This is a genomic window from Pseudomonas sp. B16(2017), from assembly GCF_002113205.1.
Lineage (GTDB): Bacteria > Pseudomonadota > Gammaproteobacteria > Pseudomonadales > Pseudomonadaceae > Aquipseudomonas > Aquipseudomonas pharyngis.
On the sequence record NZ_NEKA01000004.1, the window covers coordinates 29,787 to 51,873 of the forward strand.

General features: G+C 60.5%; 17 protein-coding genes. 11 read left to right on the forward strand and 6 right to left on the reverse strand.

Going from position 1 to position 22,087, the window contains the following annotated elements:
- Positions 1–3 precede the first annotated feature (3 nt).
- Positions 4–984 (forward strand): HlyD family secretion protein, encoded by a 981-nt coding sequence (locus CAG25_RS07760; RefSeq protein ID WP_085610246.1) that lies wholly within the window; start codon positions 4–6, stop codon positions 982–984.
- Positions 985–1,044: 60 nt separating this feature from the next.
- On the opposite strand, the gene CAG25_RS07765 is transcribed toward CAG25_RS07760, so the two are convergent.
- The 4 genes from CAG25_RS07765 to CAG25_RS07780 form a co-directional block, all read right to left on the reverse strand.
- Positions 1,045–2,466, reverse strand: a complete 1,422-nt coding sequence (locus CAG25_RS07765) for an efflux transporter outer membrane subunit (RefSeq protein ID WP_039768284.1) — start codon at positions 2,464–2,466, stop codon at positions 1,045–1,047.
- On the reverse strand, positions 2,463–5,654 hold the full coding sequence (locus tag CAG25_RS07770) for an efflux RND transporter permease subunit (protein WP_064596472.1): 3,192 nt from the start codon (positions 5,652–5,654) through the stop codon (positions 2,463–2,465). The genes CAG25_RS07765 and CAG25_RS07770 overlap by 4 nt, the downstream gene beginning before the upstream one ends.
- Before the next feature lie 15 nt (positions 5,655–5,669).
- Entirely contained in the window at positions 5,670–6,923 is a 1,254-nt protein-coding gene (mexE, locus tag CAG25_RS07775; protein WP_085610247.1) for a multidrug efflux RND transporter periplasmic adaptor subunit MexE, read from the reverse strand.
- Between the two features lie 266 nt (positions 6,924–7,189).
- Entirely contained in the window at positions 7,190–8,005 is an 816-nt protein-coding gene (locus CAG25_RS07780) for a helix-turn-helix domain-containing protein (RefSeq protein ID WP_085610248.1), read from the reverse strand.
- A 139-nt stretch (positions 8,006–8,144) separates the two neighbouring features.
- On the opposite strand from CAG25_RS07780, the gene CAG25_RS07785 reads away from it, so the two are divergent.
- From CAG25_RS07785 to CAG25_RS07810, 6 genes are all read left to right on the forward strand, one after another.
- On the forward strand, positions 8,145–8,333 hold the full coding sequence (locus tag CAG25_RS07785; RefSeq protein ID WP_085610249.1) for a DUF1656 domain-containing protein: 189 nt from the start codon (positions 8,145–8,147) through the stop codon (positions 8,331–8,333).
- A 12-nt stretch (positions 8,334–8,345) separates the two neighbouring features.
- Positions 8,346–9,254 carry an HlyD family secretion protein gene (locus tag CAG25_RS07790; protein WP_085610250.1) on the forward strand — a complete coding sequence of 303 codons (909 nt, stop codon included), beginning with the start codon at positions 8,346–8,348 and terminating at the stop codon, positions 9,252–9,254.
- Positions 9,254–11,257, forward strand: a complete 2,004-nt coding sequence (locus CAG25_RS07795) for an FUSC family protein (RefSeq protein ID WP_085610251.1) — start codon at positions 9,254–9,256, stop codon at positions 11,255–11,257. Before CAG25_RS07790 ends, CAG25_RS07795 begins: the two co-directional genes overlap by 1 nt.
- 42 nt (positions 11,258–11,299) lie before the next feature.
- On the forward strand, positions 11,300–12,205 hold the full coding sequence (gcvA, locus tag CAG25_RS07800; RefSeq protein WP_085610252.1) for a transcriptional regulator GcvA: 906 nt from the start codon (positions 11,300–11,302) through the stop codon (positions 12,203–12,205).
- Positions 12,206–12,280: 75 nt separating this feature from the next.
- Positions 12,281–13,108 carry an EamA family transporter gene (locus tag CAG25_RS07805; RefSeq protein ID WP_085610253.1) on the forward strand — a complete coding sequence of 276 codons (828 nt, stop codon included), beginning with the start codon at positions 12,281–12,283 and terminating at the stop codon, positions 13,106–13,108.
- Positions 13,109–13,137: 29 nt separating this feature from the next.
- Positions 13,138–13,899: an SDR family oxidoreductase gene (locus CAG25_RS07810; RefSeq protein WP_085610254.1), complete on the forward strand. Its 762-nt coding sequence runs from the start codon at positions 13,138–13,140 to the stop codon at positions 13,897–13,899.
- Positions 13,900–13,936: 37 nt separating this feature from the next.
- Here CAG25_RS07810 and CAG25_RS07815 read toward each other — a convergent pair whose 3' ends face one another.
- Entirely contained in the window at positions 13,937–14,905 is a 969-nt protein-coding gene (locus CAG25_RS07815; protein ID WP_085610255.1) for an AraC family transcriptional regulator, read from the reverse strand.
- Positions 14,906–15,007: 102 nt separating this feature from the next.
- Here CAG25_RS07815 and CAG25_RS07820 point away from each other — a divergent pair, with 102 nt between their 5' ends.
- Positions 15,008–16,258, forward strand: a complete 1,251-nt coding sequence (locus tag CAG25_RS07820; protein WP_085610256.1) for an MFS transporter — start codon at positions 15,008–15,010, stop codon at positions 16,256–16,258.
- Between the two features lie 134 nt (positions 16,259–16,392).
- Here CAG25_RS07820 and CAG25_RS07825 read toward each other — a convergent pair whose 3' ends face one another.
- The gene (locus tag CAG25_RS07825) at positions 16,393–17,307 is read right to left on the reverse strand and encodes a LysR family transcriptional regulator (protein ID WP_039768298.1); all 915 of its coding nucleotides are present in this window, start codon (positions 17,305–17,307) and stop codon (positions 16,393–16,395) included.
- A 270-nt stretch (positions 17,308–17,577) separates the two neighbouring features.
- On the opposite strand from CAG25_RS07825, the gene CAG25_RS07830 reads away from it, so the two are divergent.
- The 3 genes from CAG25_RS07830 (at position 17,578) to CAG25_RS07840 (ending at position 22,079) form a co-directional block, all read left to right on the forward strand.
- Positions 17,578–18,600, forward strand: coding sequence for a zinc-dependent alcohol dehydrogenase family protein (locus CAG25_RS07830; RefSeq protein WP_085610257.1), 1,023 nt, complete (start codon positions 17,578–17,580; stop codon positions 18,598–18,600).
- Positions 18,601–19,144: 544 nt separating this feature from the next.
- On the forward strand, positions 19,145–20,599 hold the full coding sequence (locus tag CAG25_RS07835) for a hypothetical protein (RefSeq protein ID WP_085610668.1): 1,455 nt from the start codon (positions 19,145–19,147) through the stop codon (positions 20,597–20,599).
- Between the two features lie 49 nt (positions 20,600–20,648).
- Positions 20,649–22,079 (forward strand): PLP-dependent aminotransferase family protein, encoded by a 1,431-nt coding sequence (locus CAG25_RS07840; protein ID WP_085610258.1) that lies wholly within the window; start codon positions 20,649–20,651, stop codon positions 22,077–22,079.
- Positions 22,080–22,087 lie beyond the last annotated feature (8 nt).

Here is a 22,087-nt window from a genome sequence, read left to right on the forward strand (position 1 = left end):
ACCTTGAAGACGTTGCTCACTCGATTGACGACATTGGCGGTGGTGCTGCTGGCCATCGTGCTCGGCTGGTTTGCCTGGGAACATTACACCCGGGCCCCGTGGACTCGGGATGCGCGGGTGAGGGCGGATGTGGTGACACTCTCGGCGGATGTCTCGGGCCGCATCGTCACGCTGGCGGTGCAGGACAACCAGTATGTCGTCAAGGGCCAGTTGCTGCTGGAAATCGATCCGGCTCGCTACAGTCTGGCCGTCGAGCATGCGAAACGCTCGGTGGAGGTCTCCAAGGCTACGCTTGGGCAGTCGCAAGCGGCCATTGTCGCCAGCGAGGCATTGCTCAAACAACGCCAGAGTGAAGAGCGCCGGCGACGTACGCTCAAGCAAGGGTTCGCGATTTCCGGGGAAGAGTGGGAGAAGTCCAGCACCGATGTGGCGGTGGCCCAGGCCGATCTGTTGCGCAATCAGGCCAATCTCGGTCTCGCCGAAGCCAACGTGCAACTGGCGATTGCTGCATTGACCCAGGCTGAACTGGATCTGCAACGCACCCGCGTCGAAGCACCGGTCAGCGGTTATGTCACCAATCTGCTGACCCGGCAGGGGGATTACGCGGTAGCCGGCAGTGCCTTGCTGGCGCTGGTGGATAGCGACTCCTTTTACGTCAGCGGCTATTTCGAGGAAACCAAGCTGCCACGGATCGAGGAGGGCGACCGGGTGCGTATCGAACTGATGAGCGGGGAAAAATTTGGCGGCACCGTGCAAAGCATCGCCTTCGCCATTGCTGATCGGGAGAACGCGCCGGGCAGCCGATTGCTGGCCAACATCAACCCCAGCTACACCTGGGTGAAACTGGCGCAACGGGTGCCGGTGCGGATCGGCATCGATCCCGATTACGCGGGCAAGGACCGACTCAGAGCCGGTACCACCGCGACGGTCACGGTGCTGGAAAACCATGAAAGACAGAGACAAAAAAGCCCCGCGACCGAATGATACGCGGGGCAAAAAATTTGGTTGGTTGCGGCCAACCAAAGGAGCTCTTTAAAAAAACGATTACTTGCTGGCGACCGTTTCTGGCTGCCAACCGCCACCGAGGGCCTTGTAGATCGCGACGATGCCGCGATACAGATCCACTTCGGCCTGGGCCTGGCTGTCTTCAGCGTTCAAACGCTCACGCTGGGCGTCGAGCAGGACCAGGAAATCGGTGGTGCCTTCGCGGTAGCGGATTTCAGCCAGATCGGCAGCCTTGCGGCTCGATTCGCTCTGACGGATCAGCGAGATCAACCGTTGCTGACGTTTGCCGTAATCACTGAAGGCGTTTTCCGACTCTTCCAGCGCCAGCAATACTTGCTGTTCGTAGGTCGCCAGTGCGCCTTCCGCATCGGCATCGGCGCCGCGCAGACGGGCCCGCACGCTGCCAAGGTCGAACGCCGCCCAGGTGATGCTCGGGCCCAGCGCCCAGGCGTTGGCCGCCGAGGAACCGATCTGCGAACCACGCCCGGCTGTCCAGCCGAGGAAACCGCTGAGGCTGACCCGTGGGAACAGGTCGGCCTTGGCCACACCGATACGCGCCGTGGCCGAAGCCAGTCTGCGCTCGGCGCTGAGGATGTCCGGACGACGCTGCAGCAGTTCGCCCGGATCACCGATCGGCAAGGCCTTGGCAATCGCCGGCAGGTCTTTCGGACTCAGGTCGACGGTCAGCTTGTCCGGACGCTCGCCCAGCAGGGTGGCGATGCGGTTTTTCTGCCGGGCCTGTTCTGCCTGCAGCTGCGGCACGCTGGCTTCGACCGATGCCAGACGTGCATCGGCACGTTCGACATCGAGCTGATCGCCAACGCCGGCGTCACGCAGGCTGATGGTGATCTTGCGCGATTCCTGCTGGTTGTTCAGGTTGGCCAGCGCGATCTTTTCCCGCAGTTGAGCACCGCGCAGTTGACCGTAAGCGTCCACCAGTTCGGCAATCATGGTGACTTGCAGTTGGTACAGATCGGCTTCGGCCGCTTGCTGGTCGGCGTCGCTCGCTTCCAGATTGCGCTGGATACGTCCGAACAGGTCCAGTTCCCAGGCCATGTCCAGGCCCAGGTCATAGCGTTCACTATTGACCCGATTGGTGGTCTGGCCCGGGATCTGACCTTTGGCCAGATCGCTGCTGGCGCGGCTGGTGATGGTCGGCATTGCATCGTTGCTGGCGTCGTCGCGGATCGCCCGGGCGGCTTTCCAGCGGGCGAATGCCACGCGCAGTTCACGGTTGCCTTGCAGCGATTGAGTCACCAACTGGTTAAGGGTCGGATCGTCGAACTGCTGCCACCAGATGCCTTCGAATTTCGAACGGTCGAAGTTCTTCTGGCCGGCGGCGCCGTCGGTGGCGGACGTAATGTTCGCCGCCTCCGTCGTCGGGGTCTTGTAGTCAGGGCCGACGGCGCAGGCACTCAGGGCCAGCACCAGCAGGCTCGGCAGGAAGACTTTCAGACTCATTGGTGCGCCTCCAGTGGCTTTTGAAGATTTTGCGCCTTGGCCGCTTTGCGAGCTTCGCTGCGCTCCACGAAGTTGCGGATCAGCACATAGAACACGGGGGTCAGCAGCAGACCGAAGAAGGTCACACCGAGCATCCCGGAGAACACCGCCACACCCATGGCATGACGCATCTCGGCACCGGCACCGCTGGAGAACACCAGTGGCACCACACCCATGATGAACGCGAACGAGGTCATCAGGATCGGCCGCAGACGCAGACGGCAGGCTTCCAGTACGGCGGCCAGCGGATCGAGGCCTTCTTCCTGCTTATCCTTGGCGAACTCGACGATCAGAATCGCGTTCTTGCACGCCAGGCCCACCAGTACGATCAGGCCGATCTGGGTGAAGATGTTGTTGTCGCCGCCAGAGATGATCACACCGGTGATGGCCGACAGCAGGGTCATCGGTACGATCAGGATCACCGCCAGTGGCAGGCTCCAGCTTTCGTATTGAGCCGCGAGCACCAGGAACGCCAGCAATACGCAGAGCGGGAACACGAACAGCGCTGTGTTACCGGACAGAATCTGCTGGTAGGTCAGGTCGGTCCACTCGTAGGTCATGCCGTTCGGAAGTTCATCCTTGAGCAGTTTCTCGATGGCTTTTTCTGCCTGGCCGGAGCTGTAGCCCGGGGCTGCTGCACCGTTGATTTCAGCGGTGATGAAGCCGTTGTAGTGCATCACACGATCCGGGCCCGAGGTGTCGCTGACCTTGATGAAGGTCGCCAGCGGGATCATTTCGCCCTTGTTGTTGCGTACTTTCAGCTGGCCGATCTGGTCGGATTCGAGGCGGAACTGTTGCTCTGCCTGAACGTTGACCTGATAGGTACGACCGAAGCGGTTGAAGTCGTTGGCATACAGCGAACCCAGGTAGATCTGCAGGGTGTCGAAGATGTCGCTGACGGCCACGCCGTGGGTCTTGGCTTTTTCCCGGTCGATGGCGGCATCGACCTGCGGCACGTTCACGGTGTAGCTGGTGAACAGGTTGGCCAGTTCCGGAACGTTATGGCTCTTGGCAATAATGTTCATGGTTTCCTTGTACAGCTCTTCGTAGCCCAGGTTGCCCCGGTCTTCGATTTGCAGGCGGAAACCACCGATGGTGCCCAGCCCCTGTACCGGCGGCGGCGGGAAGATCGCCATATAGGCTTCCTGAATCCCGGCGTACTGGCCGTTCAAGGCACCGGCAATCGCACCGGCGGACATGCTCGGGTCTTTACGCTCGTCGAACGGTTTCAGGGTCACGAACACGATGCCGGCGTTCGGGCTGTTGGTGAAGCCGTTGATCGACAGACCCGGGAACGCTACGGCGCTTTCCACGCCTGGCTGTTTCAGTGCCAGGTCGGACATGCGCTTGATGACGTCTTCGGTGCGGTCCAGGCTCGCGGCGTCCGGCAGTTGCGCGAAGGCCACCAGGTATTGCTTGTCCTGGCCGGGTACGAAGCCGGTCGGGGTGCTGGAGAAACCGAAGAAGGTCAGCACCATCAAGCCTGCGTACAGGAAGAGGGCGATGCCGCTGCCACGGATGACCCGGCGCACGGTACCGACGTAACCGTGACTGGCGCGGTCGAAGAAACGGTTGAACGGACGGAACAGCCAGCCACCGAAGATCTTGTCCAGCACTCGCGAGAACCGATCTTTCGGCGCGTCGTGGCCCTTGAGCAACACGGCGGCCAGTGCTGGTGACAGGGTCAGCGAGTTGAACGCCGAGATCACCGTAGAGATCGCGATGGTCAAAGCAAACTGCTTGTAGAACTGACCGGTCAGGCCCGAGATGAACGCGGCGGGTACGAACACCGCACACAGCACGAGCGCTGTCGCAATGATCGGGCCGGTCACTTCACCCATGGCCTTTTTGGTCGCATCGAAGGGGTTGAGCCCCAGTTCAATGTTCCGCTCGACGTTCTCCACCACCACGATGGCGTCGTCCACCACGATACCGATCGCCAGTACCAGGCCGAACAGCGACAGGGCGTTGAGCGAGAAGCCGAACAGGTGCATCACCGCAAACGTACCGATCAACGATACCGGCACCGCCACCAGCGGAATGATCGAGGCGCGCCAGGTCTGCAGGAACAGGATCACCACCAGAACCACGAGAATCAGTGCTTCGAAGAGGGTGTGAACCACCGCCTCGATGGAGCCGCGCACAAAGATCGTCGGGTCATAGACGATGCTGTAGTCCATGCCTTGCGGGAAGCTTTTCTTCAGCTCTTCCATCTTGCCGCGAACTTCGTTCGAGATTTCGATGGCGTTGGAGCCCGGACGCTGGAAGATCGGGATCGCTACGGCTGGCTGGTTGTTCAGCAACGAACGCAGGGCGTACTGACTGGAGCCCAGTTCGACGCGGGCGATGTCCTTCAGGCGAGTGATTTCACCGTTGTCGCCGGCGCGAATGACGATGTTCTCGAACTCTTCCTCGGAGACCAGACGGCCTTGAGTGTTGATCGACAGCTGGAAGCTTTGCGCAGTCGGGGCAGGGGGCGCGCCCAACTGGCCGGCGGCCACCTGACGGTTCTGTTCGCGAATGGCGGTCACCACATCAGTCGCGGTCAGATTGCGCGAAGCGGTCTTGTTCGGGTCGAGCCATACCCGCAGCGAGTAGTCGCCCATACCGAACAACTGCACGTCACCGACACCACCGAGGCGAGCGAGCTCATCCTTGATGTTGAGAATCGCGTAGTTGGACAGGTACAGCATGTCGTAGCGTTTGTCCGGCGAGGTCAAGTGCACAACCATGGTCAGGTCGGGCGAAGCCTTGTCGACGGTGATACCGATGCGCGTCACTTCTTCCGGAAGCTTCGGCTCGGTCCGGGTCACGCGGTTCTGCACCTGCACCTGCGCGTTGTCCAGGTCAGTACCCAGGGCGAAGGTGATGGTCAGGGTGATCTTGCCGTCAGCGGTGGATTGCGAGGACATGTACAGCATGTTCTCGACGCCGGTGATGGCTTGCTCCAGTGGAGCCGCCACGGTTTCACCGATGACTTTTGGGTTGGCGCCCGGGAAGTTGGCACGCACCACCACGGTCGGTGGCACGACTTCCGGGTATTCGCTGATCGGCAACTGGAACAGCGAAATCGCACCGGCGATCAGGATCAACAGCGACAGCACCGCTGCGAAGATCGGCCGTGAAATGAAGAATTGGGAAAAATTCATCGGAGTTGTCGTCCCTTAACCGCGTGGGGTCGCAGCAGCCAGTTTCACAACCGAACCCGGCGCGCCTTTGGCAGGTGCGACTTTGGGCAGGTTGCTGGCTTCCAGCGCTTGTCGTTGTTGAGCGAGAGCGGCAATGGTTTGCTCGCTGGCCATCGGGATCACTTCAGGCGTAACCGGGGAGCCAGGGCGAACCCGTTGCAGACCCTTGACGATGATCGTGTCGTCCTTGTTCAGGCCGCTGCGCACGATACGCAGGCCTTCGATCTTCGGACCGAGTTCAACGGCGCGGTAGACGGTCTTGTTGTCGCCATCCATCACCAGCACGAACTTCTTGCCGAGGTCGGTACCGACCGCTTCATCGTTGATCAACATGGCGTTGTAAGTGCCGCTGCCGACCAGTTTCAGACGTGCATACAGGCCCGGGGTATAAGTGCCGTCGCTGTTGTCGAACACGGCGCGACCACGGATGGTGCCGGTTTTCGGGTTGACCTGGTTGTCGACGAAGTTCATTTGGCCCAGGTGCGGGTTGCCGTCTTCATTGGACAGGCCCATGTACACCGGGGTAGTGGCGCCGCGCTGACCCTGACGGGCGAGCTGGGTGTATTTGAGGAACACACGCTCGTCGGCGTCGAAGTAGGCGTAGACCTTGTCGGTGGACACAACGCTGGTCAGCGGGGTGGTGTCGGCGGTCACCAGGTTACCGGCGGTAATCTCGGCACGGCTGACGCGGCCACTGATTGGCGCAGTGACGCGGGTGAAGCTCAGGTTCAGCTTGGCCAGGTCCAGTTGCGCTTGCAGCGCGCCAACAGCCGCACGGGCTTCTTGTGCAGCGCTGGTACGCGAGTCGGCCAGTTCGGCGGAGATGGCGTTGCTGGCACGCAGGCGTTCGCCACGGCCGGCTTCGTTTTCACTGCGAGTGGCGTTGGCACGGGCCTGGGCAACCAGCGCTTCGAGGCGGCGGACCTCGGCCTGGAACGGACGCGGGTCGATCTGGAACAGCAGGTCGCCTTTCTTGACCAGAGCACCTTCGGTGAAGGCGACTTCGTCGATCTGGCCGGAGACCCGCGGACGGATTTCAACGGTTTCCGGCGCTTCGAGGCGTCCGGTGAATTCGTCCCACTCGTTGACCGGTTGTTCCAGCACCTTGGCCACGCTGACCTTGGCAGCAGGCATGGCCGCCGCGGTTTCCGGAGTTTTGCCGCAGGCGCTCATCACCAGCATGGCCAACAGAGCCAACGGGAAGCGCAAATGTTTGAGTGATTGTTCCATGGATGCATCCGCCAATGTATTGAAGATGGGCGGATGATGCTCGGCGGGTCGATAGCAAAACGAATCGAATGACACGAAGGTAACTATCATTCGGAATGATATAAGCCGAGCGAAAGCCCCCTAGCATGCGCCTTTCGTTAGGGGGCTATCAATTGGCTTGATGACAATTCTGTGTTGCGCGATCGGCAACTGTCGCGATGAAATTGCGCGGTGAGGATTACGCGCCGATTAAATGCCCGGCCGAAGTGACCAGGCCTTGGCGTCCCTCACGCTGAACGCTCAGCCCACGCTGATGTTTGCGTGCTGCGCAGATAGCGTGCGGGTGAGCTACCCAAGGTTTTGCGAAACATGCTGATGAAGGAACTGACGGATTCGTAGCCCAGCGCTTCCGCCGTCCTTTGTACTGATTGCCCCTCGGCCAGGTTTTGCAGCGCGACGATGATCTGCCATTGCTTGCGCCACTGGCCAAAAGTGAGCCCGGTTTCGGCTTTTATAAGCCGGGCCAGCGAGCGTTCGCTCATCGCCACCTGCTGTGCCCAACTGGCCATGGTGGCGCGGTCGGCGGGGTCCTGGGCCAAGGCCCGAGCGATCGCGCGCAGCGGTTTTGAGGCGGGCAGCGGCAGGTAAAGCTGTTCGGTCGGCGCCTGTTCAAGCTCTTCAAGCAGCACACCGGCCAGCCGCCAGGTGCGTGAGTCAGCAGGGTAATCCTGCGCCTGATCGCTCAGGTGCAGGATCAACTGCAGAATCAGCGGCGACAGCGCCAGAGTGCAGCAGTGATGGGGCATTGATGCGGCGCCGGGTTCGATGAACAGGAAACACACCTGACCATTGGCAGTAACGCGGTTGCTGTGCGAAATGCCACCGGGAATCCAGACGCCGAACCCTGACGGGACCATCCACACACCATCTTCTCCCGTACAGACAATGCCGCCGCGATACGCCACGACCAACTGGCCTTTGCGGTGCTTGTGTTCGGCGGACTCACTGTCGTTGCGCTGGGGTGCGAGCATCAAGGCGACGGCAGGTTGCGCGAGGTTGTCGTATTCGAATTGATCGACTTGCAAGAGGTGAGCTTCGGCCATGGGGGAGGTCGCCGGTTGTCTGGATTTGATTATCTTTTGGCAGTCTACTCAATATCGGCAAGCGCGGTGATTCCTTAGCATTTTCAACACGCCCGACACGGCCGGGCGAACGCTGAAAATCTGGATTCGGGTGCTTGCCATGCTTAATGAAGTTTCTATTGCCAACCTCTACTTTCCTCCGTTGTTCATATACCTCGGCGCGACATTTCTGGCCTACAGAGTCATTGATCGTGTAACCCGTCATTGGCTGGACAGCGTGTGGCACCCCGCGCTGGCACGTTTCTTCGTCTCGCTCATCGTTCTCTCGGCGCTGGTCGTCCATTACTGAGCGAGGGTCACCATGTCTATCGTCAAAATTCTCAAACCTGCCGCTACTCTCGTTCTGGGTTCATTGGCGCTGATGTTCTGCCTGCAACTCTGGCGCGCCTATGTACTGGCGCCCTGGACGCGGGACGGGCGCGTGAGTGCGCAGGTTGTGCGGATTGCACCGGAGGTGTCCGGGCAAATCAATCAATTGGTGGTCAGCGATAACCAATGGGTGGCCAAGGGCGATTTGCTGTATCGCATTGATGCGCGCTCTTATCGACTGGCACTGCAGCAGCGCATGGCGGAGTTGGCCGAATCACGCAGTGTGTTCGACCAACGCAACGCTCAATTCAAGCGTCGTGCACAACTGGCCGGGGCCATCGCTCGTGAAGAGGTCGATAACGCCGCGCGTGACCTGGCGGTGGCCCAATCGCGGCTGGACGCGGCACGCAGCCATCTTGCCCAGGCGCAACTCGACCTTGCGCGCACGACGATCCGTTCGCCGGTCGATGGCTACGTCACGCAACTGCGACTGCACCCGGGCGATTACGCAGAGGCTGGGCATACCAACCTGTTTGTGGTCGACGGTCACAGTTTCTGGATCACCGGTTATTTCGAGGAGACCAAGTTGCCGGGTGTGCGTATCGGTGCGCCGGTGTCGATCAAACTGATGGGCTTCGCGCCGTTGCTCGAAGGCCATGTCGCAAGCATGGGCAGGGGAATTGCGGACTCCAATGAGGTGCGCAACGACAGCGGTTTGCCCGAGGTGAGCCCGACCTTCAGCTGGATTCGCCTGGCCCAGCGTGTGCCGGTGCGCATTGAACTGGACAACGTACCGGAGGGCGTGGAGTTGGCAGCGGGCATGACCGCCAGCGTCGAAGTCACGCAGCCCGACGAGGTGCCGCGCTGGCGCCTCATCCATTGGTTGCAGGCATTTATGTGATGACCAGTCTGGTAATACGGCTGTTCGCGGCAATCCCCCGACCCTGGACGTCTGCCACTTTCGCCTACGTATCGCGCAGCGTCCTGGCGGCAGGATTGGCGCTGTGGCTCGGCTTTGAGCTGCATCTGGACTCGCCGTTCTCGGGCGCTTCCACGGTGTTGTTGCTGGTGCAGCCGGTACAAGGCGCGGTTCGCGGCAAGGGCTTCTACCGGATGCTGGGGACTTTGGCAGGTTTGTTCGCGGCTTGCGTCCTGACCGGGCTGTTCGCCCAACAGATGTTGCTGTTCTTGCTCGGCATCGGCCTGTGGCTGGGCTTGTGTGTGGCGGCGATGACCGTGTTGCGACATTACCAGGCCACCGCCGCCGTGGTGGCCGGATATACCGTCTGCCTCGCGTTGGGTCCGGCCATCGTCGCGCCGCAAAAGGCCTTCGAGCACATCGTGACCCGTGGCACAGCGGTGGCACTCGGCGTGCTTTGCCTGAGTCTGGTGGTCACGCTGTTCAGCTCGAGGACCATGGAGAACAAAATCAGACGCACGCTCGCCGAGGTCTGTGCCCGCAGCGCCAGGCTGCTCGCGATGCGCCTCTCGGGCGAACAGCGCGCCGAGCGGTTTACCCAGGCTCATGAGCTCGCCATCGATATCGGCAAAGTGGACGATCTGTTGGGGCTCGGACGCGGTGAGTCAGCGCTGCTTCGCGCGCGGCAATCGGCGATTCAGGCAGGGCTGGCGCATTTACACGCCGTGGTGCTCGACATGCATTACGACCGTTACCGTATGGAAACCGAGCCGCCGTTGCTCGTCCAAACAAGCGCAGCGTTGCTCGCGCTGAGTAACCGGATAAGCACCGACGATGACGACTATCACGCCTGTGCCCAGACCGTGAGCCAGCTGCGTGTTCAGGTGGAGGCTTGCGCGGAGGCAACCCCCGGCGTACGACCATTCTGCGAACAACTGGACGAACAATTGGCCGACCTGAGCGAAGCCTTGCAGCACTTTTCCAGCCTCGATCACCCTCGCCGGCAACCGGTAAGGGTCGTGAGTTTCCACCGCAACTACGCCGATGCCGCGCGCAACGGCTGCAGGGCATTGCTCGCCTTACTGGCCGCCGGCGCCATCTGGTATCTCAGCGGTTGGGATCAGGGACCCACGCTGCTGGCGGTCGTTGGACCATGCTGCACACTGCTGGCGACCGCTCCCGCGCCTGAGCAAGGCATGGCCGGTTTTATCCGGGGTACGTTCTACGCCGTGGTCGCAGCTGCGCTGTGCAAGTTTCTGCTGCTGCCGCAGATCAACGATTTCCCTCTGTTGCTGCTGATGCTGGCGGCATTCTGGTCGTTCGGGATTCATGCGACGAGCCAGCCTCGCCACGGGCTGCAAGGGGTTGCTTACCTGATCGGCTTCAACACCTTGGTGAGTACTGGCGGTACGGCGGTCTATGATTTCGCTGATTTTGCCAATCAGTCGCTCGCCTGGTTTGTGGCCATGGCCGTCTGCCTGTTGGCGTTTCAGTTGATGCCGAGAGACAGAGCACGGGATATTCAAGCCCTCAAGCGCTCGATTCACAGGGGCATCCGGTCACTGCTGCGTCGTGCAGGCACTATCAATCACCCGCAATGGCAAGCGAAACAGCAGCATCGAGTCGTTACATTGAAAAATCTGCTTGGCACCGACACCACGCTTGATGACCGAGCTGGATGGCTGTCGCTGCAATTGAGCAAGCAATTGAACCGGATTCAACAGAGCACGAACGACATTGCCCCTGATTCTGCCGTCGCTCAATGTGCGCGGGCCGGCATTCGGCGGATGGCTCGATGCGCGGGTGAACCGGAGATCAATGCGGTACAGGCAAGGCGCACAGCAAAAGCGATGAACCGGCTCGGTGCGGAACATCTGGCGATTGTTTACAAAGAGCTCGCCTGGCTGCTGGAGCAATACGCAATCATCGCGAGTCCCGTTACACGCAGGAGGCAACCTGCGGACTTTCGCTCTAACATGACCTGATACTCATGCCTCGATGTTTTGCCAATCCCGGACCCTTTGTTTATGAGAGATCTGCCCCCGACCGCGACCTTGCGCGCTTTCGAAGTATCCACCCGGCACCCGACGTTCACCGCCGCCGCGCAGGAACTGCATGTAACCCAGAGCGCGGTCAGCCATCAGCTGCGGCATCTGGAAGAACTTTGGGGCCTGCAGCTTTTTGAACGGGGCAAGACGTTACGCCTTACGCCTGCGGGCGCTACCTTGGCGCCGATTGTGCGCGAGTTCTTCATGAGCCTTGAGGCAACGCTGGCTGATCTGCGTGAGCAAAAGGGCAGGGTGCGGCTGAGCGTCAGCACGACCTATTCCTTTGCGTTGAAATGGTTGCTGCCACGCTTGCCGAGCCTGGCCCGTCAGCACCCGGAACTGTTGGTGTCGCTGGATACCACGGACAAGGTCATCCATTTCGCCAGCAACGAGGCCGATGTCGCGATCCGCTTGGGCAAGGGCAACTATCCCGGTCTGTATTCACAGTTTTTGTTCGGTGAGCAGGTTTTCCCGGTGGCCAGTCCCGAACTGCTGCAACGCGTCGGAATGCCGAGCAGTCCCGCCGATTTGTTGCAGTTGCCGCTGCTGGCACGTGACGGCGCTGAACTGGCACCGAAATGGGAAGCGTGGTTCCAGTCCGTCGGGCTGGCGTTTTTGCCGCTGCGGGAAAGCGTCAGGTTTGGCGATACCAATATGACGGTGGAGGCGGCTTTGCTCGGCCATGGCATTGCCCTGGTACGCAGCGGGCATGTCGAGAAGGAAATCGGCGATGGCCGGCTGGTGCGGCTATTCGATGTGCCGTTTCAGTCACCGCTCGCCTATTACTTCGTTTGCCCCAAGGGCGTTGAGACGCAGCCGCACATTGAGAGTTTTCGCGAGTGGTTGCTCGGTGAGGCGCTCAAAGTGCAAGGCGGGCAGGGTTGAGGCATGAAAAATCGCTCATGGTGCAATGAGGAGTCTTCTCTGTAATCCGTCCGTTCGGGCTGCCTAAAATGGCCAATGCCTACTCATCTCGTCCTCCTTGTCCTGTTCGCCGCGCTGCTGCACGCCGGCTGGAATGCATTGCTGCGCGGCGGTGCCGATCGGCTCTGGTCGATGACGGTGATGTGCGTTGCAATTGCCATAGTCTGTGCAGTTGCCGCGATGTTCATGGTGGCGCCTGCGCCGCAGAGCTGGGGGTATGCGCTGCTGTCGGCATTGCTGCACGTTGGCTACAACCTGTTTCTGGTGCGCAGTTACCGGGTCGGCGATCTGGGACAGATTTATCCGATCTCGCGCGGTTCATCACCCGCGTTGATTACGCTCGGCGCCGCGTTGTTTGCCGGCGAAACCATCACCCCGGGCGAAATGCTCGGCATTGCGCTGGTGTCAGGCGGCATCATTTCGCTGGCTTTCCGGGGACGCAGCCTGTCAGTGCCCAGCCTGCCTTACGCATTGGGAACCGGTTGCTTTATCGCGGCTTATAGCGTGGTCGACGGCATTGGCGCGCGGCTGTCCGGTGCGCCGCTGGCCTACACGGTGTGTATGAGTGCCTTGTGGGGCGTGCTGATGCCGGTGGTCTACGTCGTTCTGCGCGATGCCCGCAGCCTGTTTTCGATTCGGCCCGGTATGTTCGCTGCGGCAATGGGCGGGCTGGTTTCTCTGCTTGCCTACGCAATCGTTATCTACGCGATGAACGAAGCCCCGCTGGGCGCGGTGTCAGCCCTGCGTGAAACCAGCGTGCTGTTCGCGGCGTTGCTTGGCTACCTGTTCCTCGGTGAAACACTTACCGTCCGCCGGATGCTGGCCTGTGTGGTGATCGCCAGCGGCGCGATCATCATCGGCTGACTCGGCATCATCTGCTAAGGAGTAGTTTCATGGTTAACGTCTCGCAGGCTCCGCTGATTCTGATTACCGGTGGCAGTCGTGGAGTAGGCGCCGCCACCGCCCGACTCGCTGCTGCCCAAGGCTACGATGTTGCGATCAGTTACGTTGCCAATGAGTCCGCCGCGCTGGCGGTGGCGGCGGATATCGAAGCGATGGGGCGCAAGGCGTTGGCGATTCGCGCCGACAGTGCCGACCCCGAGCAGGTCGCGGGGCTTTTCACAGCGATCGACCACACGTTCGGGCGCATCGATGTCCTGGTCAATAACGCTGGCGTGCTGGCGCAACAGTCACTCCTGGAAGACCTGGGCTTCGCGCGCATGCAACGCATCTTTGCGGTCAATGCTCTCGGGCCGATACTGTGCGCCCAACAGGCCGTGAAGCGCATGTCCCTGCGGCACGGCGGTGCGGGCGGCGTGGTGATCAATGTATCGTCGGCTTCGGCGCGTCTGGGCAGTCCGAATGAATATGTCGACTACGCAGCATCTAAGGGTGCGCTGGAAACGTTCACCATCGGGTTCGCCAAAGAGGTGGCCCGTGAGGGCATTCGCGTCAACTGTATCCGACCGGGGCACATCTATACCGACATGCACGCCAGCGGCGGCGAGCCGGGGCGGGTCGATCGGGTCAAGGACTCGATCCCGATGGGGCGTGGCGGGCAGCCGGAAGAAGTGGCGCGGGCCATTTTGTGGCTGGCTGGTGCAGAGGCATCATTTGTTACCGGTACATTCCTCGACGTAACGGGTGGTAAATGAGTCAGAGGCACGGATCGTCGACTCCTTGCGCTCGACTTCAAGTAATCGCGGGCTGCCTCGCCTTGCGACTCAAGCCCGGTGTCCTGCCCGTAATGCGCTTGAATGCACGACTGAACGCAGCCTGGGAGGTATAACCCAAACGCTGCGCCACCTCTTCGATCGGCAGCCTTTCGAGCGTCAGCCACTGGCTTGCAAGCCGCATCCGCAGTTCGGTCACGTAGCGCAGTGGAGTCATGCCAATCGTGACCTGGAAGCGCTCCGCAAATACAGAGCGCGAGGTATTGCAATGCTCTGCCAACTGCGCAACGGTCCATTCGCGGCCCGGTTGTTGGTGGAGCGCAAGCAATGCACCGGCCAAGCGTGGATCGCGTAAGGCGGCGATCAGCCCGGAAGCATTGCCGCAGGCGCACTCCACCCAGCCGCGAACGACCATGGCGGCCACCACGTCGGCCAACCGCGCGAGGATACCGGCGAAGCCGACACGGGCGGCGCTGACCTCCCGTTCCATAGTGGTCAGGATCGGCACCAGCCCGGGGTAACGCTGGCCACCGGCATCAATCAGCATCAGGCCAGGCATCAGCCGGCCAAGGCCATGGATACTGCCCAGTTCGAACTCCATGCAACCACTGAACAAAAGAGTGCTCGGCGTTGGGCTGGCATCGGCTCCGGTATCCACCGTGCTGACGGTGTCACCCAAGGTTTCGCCGTCTAGACCGTCGATGTCTTGAACAGGCGCGTCCGGATGGGAAAACAGTTGATGAGCCGCGCCATGGGAGATGAACACGGCGTTGCCGGCAGACAGCGCGTACCTGTTGCCGTCCTCCATTCGCAATTCCGCATTGCCGACGGCCATAAAGTGGAACCAGGCGTGCCCAGGTTTTTCCGCGAAGCTCAATCCGAACGTTGGACCCGCCTGGATACGCCGGTATTCAACGCCTCGCAGGCGCATGCCACGCAACAGCTCGTTGATGAGGTCCGAGGAAAGAGCAAACTGGTCTGCAGACATCGTTCAGGGGGTTTTGATCAAAAAGTAGAGACTTTGGATCATAGATCATCCAGTTTTCAGCGCCTAGACTCGGCTCGCAATGAACATTGGGAGATCCGTGCAATGAATGACTGTGTATGTAACGCCGTATCCGACCGCCATTGCGGCGCCGGTGCGGATGTAGAGCCTGCGACGCCCGCGTGGATGGCCGTCTTCTCATTGGCAATGGGTGTGTTCGGGTTACTCACCGCTGAGTACCTTCCCGCGAGTTTGTTGACGCTGATGGCTACCGAACTGGGAGTGTCCGAAGCGCTGGCTGGCCAGGCGGTGACGGTAACAGCCGTGGTGGCGCTGTTCGCTGGCTTGTTGGTGCCAGGTCTGACCCGCAGCATCGACCGACGTTGGGTGTTGCTGGGCTTTTCCACGTTGATGGTCGCCTCGAATCTGTTGGTCGCCGTTTCTTCCAGCTTCGTGGTGCTGTTGTTGATGCGCATCTTGCTGGGTATTGCCCTTGGCGGGTTCTGGAGCATGGCGGCAGCGGTAGCGATGCGCCTGGTGCCGAATGCTCTGTTGCCTCGGGCGTTGTCGATCATTTTCAGCGGCATAGCCATAGGGACGGTCGTGGCAGTGCCGCTGGGCAGTTATCTGGGTGGGTTATATGGTTGGCGCAGCGCGTTCCTGGCAGCGGCGGCGGTAGGCATGGTGACCCTGGCTTTCCAGTCGCTCACTCTGCCGCGCCTCGCGCCGCGCCGGCCGGCAAGACTGCGCACCGTTCTGGAGGTATTGCAGCGTCCGGGCATCGCCATGGGCATGTTCGGTTGTGTACTGGTGCACAGCGGGCATTTTGCGATGTTCACTTATGTTCGGCCATTCCTTGAAGGGACTACCGGCATCGGCCCGCAAGGGTTGTCGCTGATGCTGCTGGGCTTCGGTGTGGCGAACTTCGTCGGCACATTGTTAGCCGGGAGGCTGCTGGAGCGCCACCCGCTGGCCACTCTGGTGTTGATGCCCGCGCTGGTCGGCGTCGCAGCACTGGCGTTGGTGCTGTTGCCGACGTCGGTGCCGGGGCAGGCGGTATTGCTGGCGATCTGGGGGCTGGCCTTTGGTGGTGTGCCGGTGGCGTGGTCGAACTGGGTCGCCAATGCGGTACCTGATCAGGCGGAAAGCGCCGGAGGCATGGTGGTGGCCTCTGTGCAGTCCGCTATCGCAACAGGCGCGGCCGCTGGCGGTGCGGTATTCAGCCTCGGTGGCAGCGCAGGCGTATTCGTCGCAGCGGCCGCGCTGATGCTACTGGCCGCGTTGCTGATTGCGCTGCGGGTCCGCGTCCCTTCTGGCCATGACGTTCGCCAGGCCAAACCCGCGTTGCACCTTTGATCCGGTTTGCGCGCTACAGCCTTGGGTACTGGTAGCGGGTGGGCTGTAATCGCGAGGTGCACTGGAAATGACTGGATTTCCAGGGTCCATGAAAAAGCCAGAAATGATCAGATGAACAGCCCGCCCGGCGAAACCTAGAGACTGTCAGGGTCGCCAAAAAACATCTGAATCCGCGACCGTAACCAACGCTCACCCGGATCGTTGTCCTGCGACCCACGCCAGGCCATGTGCAGTTCAAACGTGCGCGTCGGCAACGGTGGATCTTCCGCGCGAAGACCACCAGCCGCCGTCAGTGCTTCCGCTGTGTAATCGGGGACGGTCGCGACGATGTCGGTGCCCGCCAGCAGCGTACCCAGTCCATTGAACTGCGGCACCGCCAGGACCACATGCCGTTTACGCCCGAGTTTTTCCAGCTCTTCATCGACGAAACCACTGAGGTCGCCGGCAAACGACACCAGCGCATGCGGGCGGGCGCAGTAATCGTCCAGGCTCAGCGGCCCCGGCACGGTATCGGCGCGCAGCAACTTGGGAGCGCTGCGGCGCAGAACCTTGCGTTTGGCGTTGGCTGGCAGGTCGGTGGTGTAGCTGACGCCGATGGAGATTTCGCCGGAGGCGAGCAGGCCGGGCATCAGGATGTAGTTGACGCGACGCACCACCAGCACGATGCCGGGCGCCTCGGCGCGCAGGCGCTTGAGCAGCATCGGCAGCAGCGCGAATTCGACATCGTCCGACAGGCCTATGCGAAATACCGAAGTGCTGGTAGCCGGGTCGAATTCCGCTGCACGGCTGACGGCGGTGGAAATCGAGTCCAGGGCCGGGGAGAGCAGGGCGAAGATTTCCACCGCACGGGCGGAAGGTTCCATGCTGCGTCCGGTGCGCACGAACAAAGGATCGTCGAACAGGCCGCGCAGGCGCGATAGCGCCGCGCTGATCGCCGGCTGTCCGAGGAACAGCTTTTCCGCCGCACGGGTCACGCTGCGCTCATGCATCAGCGTTTCGAACACGATCAACAGGTTGAGGTCGACACGACGCAGGTCATTACGATTCATCTGGAGTCCTGGCAGAGTCATCAAGCTTGACGAGAGCGACCATATGAGAACAATGGCCGGCATGAATCTTACGGGGAAAGGCTGGTACTCTGCACCGGGTAATTCAGCTTTACTGAGAAGGCGGCAGCAGATTTTTCATGGATTTTTTCAATGCTGGCCATGCTGCGGAATCAATGACAGGCATGTCGACTATTAATAGCCACTGATAGTCTTGGCTGGAAAGCCCAGATAGAGTTCAGGGCATTAGAGGTTACTTTGACGAGGTTTGCGATGTCCCGCACGATCCGTTTTCACAAGTTTGGTCCGGCCGAGGTGCTCAAATGCGAAGAGCATGCGGCTGCTCAGCCAGGTCCTGGCGAAGTGCAGGTGCGTGTCGAGGCAATCGGCATCAGCTGGTATGACACGCTGTGGCGCCAGAATCTGGCGTCGTCCCAGGCGCGTCTGCCTTCAGGCCTGGGTCATGAAATGGCTGGCGTGGTCACGGCCATCGGCGACGGCGTCGAAGATCTGGCCGTGGGCGACAAGGTGGCCAGCTTCCCGGCCGAGAGCCCCAATGATTATCCGGTCTACGGCGAACTGATCGTTCTGCCGCGCACCGCGCTGACCCGTTACCCCGATGTGCTCAGCCCGATTGAAGCCAGCGTGCATTACACGCCGCTGTTGATCGCCTATTTCGGTTACGTCGATCTGGCACGGGGCAAACCCGGGCAGTTCGCCCTGGTGACCGACGCCAGTCACTGTGCCGGTCCGTCCTTCGTCCAGTTGGGCAAGGCGCTGGGTGTGCGGGTGATTGCCGCTACCAAAACGGCGGAAGAGCGCGAGTACCTGCTGTCGCTCGGTGCCGAGAAAGTGATCGTCACGGAAGAAGAAGATCTGTTGATGCGAATCAACAAGATCACCGACAACCGGGGTGTCGACGTGGTGTTCGACGGGCTCGGCGGGCCACAGATGTCGCTGCTCGGTGATGTGCTGGCGCCCCGTGGCAGCCTGGTGCTGTACGGCTTGCAGGGCGGCAACCAGACGCCATTTCCGGCCTGCGCAGCGTTCCAGAAGAACATTCAGTTCTTCGTGCACTGCATCGGCAACTTCACCGGCAAGCCAGAGCTGGGCATCATCCAGGACCACGTCGCCTTGCAACGTGCCTTGCGTGATATCAACCAGCTCACCGCCGACCGTGTGCTGCTTCCGCTCAAGACCCGGGTGTTTCCGTTCAACGAGTTTGTCGAAGCTCACCGCTACATGGACGAGTGCCCATGCCGCGAGCGGGTTGCCCTGCAAATCGAAACTGCCTGACCTTCCAATTAGAGTCCGTGGCCCCACGGACTCTTGTGCGTTTTTTCCTTCAGACATCGAGAAACCCTGGGCCAGACGCCTGGGGCTGTTCAGCAACTGAACTGGTTTTTGCTCTCGATCTGTATCTTCTAATTGCCCTTAAGACCCTGATAATTGAATGACTACTTTCATCTCAAGGAATGAGCTATGTCTGTGCATTCTATTTGCTCCGTGCAATATCAATCAGCTGTTTATCATCGCGCCTCAAACTTTTGTTTAATGTTTGTAGGGGCGCTATGTAATCCCTTCTTTTTTTCTTGTGCTCATCGTGCGCAGGGGCTTGTAAGAAGTTTCCTAGGAAAACTCACTTTCTCGAAGAGCCCAGCTACGACGGGGCTTTCGGTCATGCTGCTCGCAAATCCGAGACGCCGCGCGCTCAACTGTTTCAAATAACTACGAAAACTTAAGTGTTAGCATTTCAGCGTCTATTAATTAATGAAGAATGATTGTGCGTTCGCCATTCGTGGCCGCGCGATATAAACCTTTGATACCGGGTGAAGTACTGATGAGCACGATCCATGATCAGGCAATGAATTATGTCTACCAGCAAGTATTGCAACGCCTGCTGAGTTTCTTTTCACGTGCCGAACGCACGGCATTGCAGCTGTTGATCCAGCGCCTGGCGGTTGCTGCGGGGGGGATGGAGCGCATCGGTGAATTCAAGGTATTGGTGACTCAATCCGGTACCCGTGATTGCTGTTACAGCCTGGCCCTGTTACGCGCCGCCCAGTTGAGCATCGCCGGCCGTGCGCCCGCCACATTTCAGTTGCGGGTCGCCACCCTGCGTTGCAATGGCGTACCGGATTCCGCACTGCACAACATGCATCGCAGCTTCAGTGCTCTGTTCCTGCATGACGACCCAAGGGTCGAGCTTCTGATGGTGGATCATCGCGAGATCCTGCCTTTCAACCATCTGGCGCCTGTCAGCGATGAGGGGCGAGAGGCCGGCAGACTCAATCTGCTGATGGTGGGTCATCGTCGTGGACGGGATGAGGAGCTGACACTGTGGGACGACCTGTATCTGACCACTGCCGAGTTCTACGGCCAGGTTGCCCGCTGGAACAACGGTGTCGACGCCTTGATCAGCAGCGACAACGCGCGCCGTCAGGAGCAGTTTATCGACGGTCTCGACCGGGCGGTGCGCAAGGCCGGCATTGGCGAGCTGGTGCGAAGGGGAGTGGGGTTCGATGAACTGTTCGGATTGCTCGACAGCATCGGTGGCGATTGTTATCGCGAGCTCTATTCCGAGGAAGACCGGGTGCCATGGCGGCCGCTGGGTGAGTTCGAGGCCTGTCGCCGCACCAGCTATATCGGCATCGACGATATGGTGGTCGGCAAGATGGAGGAGCGCTGGCCTTTGCTCAGCGATTTTCTTGGGTTCCAAGCCGATGAACTGATGTTTGAAGCGCGTGCCGGTGAATGTAACGACCCCTTGCTCGGTGCCTACCTGAAGGGGCTGCAAGCCAGTTACACGGAAGGCCGCAGTTACGAGGCCGGTGTATCGGACTATCTGCAGCAATGCCTGGCGATGATGCGCCGCCGGAACACGCCTGAACAGGTTTGCGAACGCTTCATATCCCGGTTCGGCAATCTGTCCGATCTGGACGGGCAGCGGTCGCTGGCTGCGGCGGCGCTGCAAAAGAATTTCGGCCTCAACGAGGCACAGGTGGTTTGTCTGTTGTTCGCGCCCTTTATCGATGCCGGCGCCGGCCTTGAACGATTCTTGCGCACTTGCCATCCGGGCATGCTGGTCGCCATGCCCGATCTGCACCGTGCCATGCAGGGCCTGCACGCGCCAGAGCAGGTTTTGCAATGGATGACCGATGTCAGCGGTTTACCCCTGCTACTGATCTGTCGGTTGTATGCAATGGATGCAATCCGTATGGGTGAGCCTTTCGCCAAAACGCAGGAATTGCCCGAGCACGAGGTCACAGCGAGTGATCGTTCGGCGGAAGGTTGAATGTGATCTTGCTGCCCGGCCACGGGGAAGTATCTGCGGGCACCGGCTCATGAATGAGTCGCAAACCTCCGATTTTGCCTATCAGGCGGTCTACCGCTACCTGACCCAACTGATCAGCGAACCGGGCAATCAGGGAGCCATTCGATTGCCATCGTTGAGGCAATTGGCCGAACGGTTGAACGTATCGATCTCGACCGTTCAGTACGCCTACGCGCTGCTGGAGAGAGAAGGCCGGGTCTACTCCGTGGCCAAGTCCGGATACTTTGCACAGGCGACATCGACGGTCATGCCGCCAGGACGCGGCAGTGATTTGCTGGAAACGGTCTACGTCAATGCCAGATGCGCTGGCATGCAGGTACTGAGTGCCGATGAGCCGGCGTTGGTTCAGCCCCTGGATCGTCCCTTGCTGACGCTCGAGCGAGAGCTGCTGCGTCAGTATCCCCAGCACTTGCAGACGCCCGCCCAGCCTTGCGGTGAATTGGAGCTGCGCACGTTGCTGGCGGCCCGCTACACCTCGTCGGCGACACATTGCTGGCACGCCGAAGATGTCTATATCGGTGCCGATCTGAGAGGGGTGCTGGAAATCCTGATCGCAGTTCTCGGGCTGCGCCATTCAACCGTAGTCGTCGAGTCGCCGTGTGACTGGATGATCCTGCGCTTGCTTGAGTCTGCCGAAGTCCGGGTCATTGAACTCCCGATTCAGCCAGACGGGGCGCTCGATCTGCAGACACTGCAGAGGCTGCTCGAAACCGAGCGGGTGCGGCTGATCCTGTTGTCCTCGAAACTGAACATGCCCCACGGCAGCCGTCACCCTCCGGACAGTCGCCAGGCCGTCGCACAACTTCTCGCGAATCATGGCACCTGGGTTTTGGAGAACGATTGTCATGGCGAGTTGCTGGACGACGATGACGGTGAGCCACTGCGCGAGCTGGTGGATCCCGACCGGCTGTTGATCTTTTCCATGTTCGAAAAAATCATCGGGGTTGAAGCCCCCTATGGGTTTGTCCTGTCGCGACAATGGCGCGCCGATTTGCAACGTCACTTCCTGTTGCGTTCGTTTCGCCTTTCACCGATCCGGCAAAAGGCCATCGCCCGACTCTATGGAAGCGGGCGGGTCGACCAGCACTTGCCGGTGCTCAAGCGCATACTCAGGGAGCGTCGGACGCGATGGATCGAGCTGATACATGAACGTCTCGGCGACGTTGTGCAGATCATCGAACCCCGGGGCGGTGCAACGATCTGGCTGCATTCTGCGCGCCCGATCACCATGGATGCCGTGTTTCAGCGGTTACTTAAACAACACGTGCTGATTGCACCCGGAGAGCTGTTCAGCCTCCAGGGGCTGCACGCGCAGAACCTGCGTCTGAGTGTGACCGGCAGCGCCGAACTCGAGTTGTTAAGACTTGTCGGATTGCTTGGGGATGCATTACGACTGGCTCCGCGGGCGGATGTTCGAAAACACCCGGCCTGTGTGCAATAGACCCCATC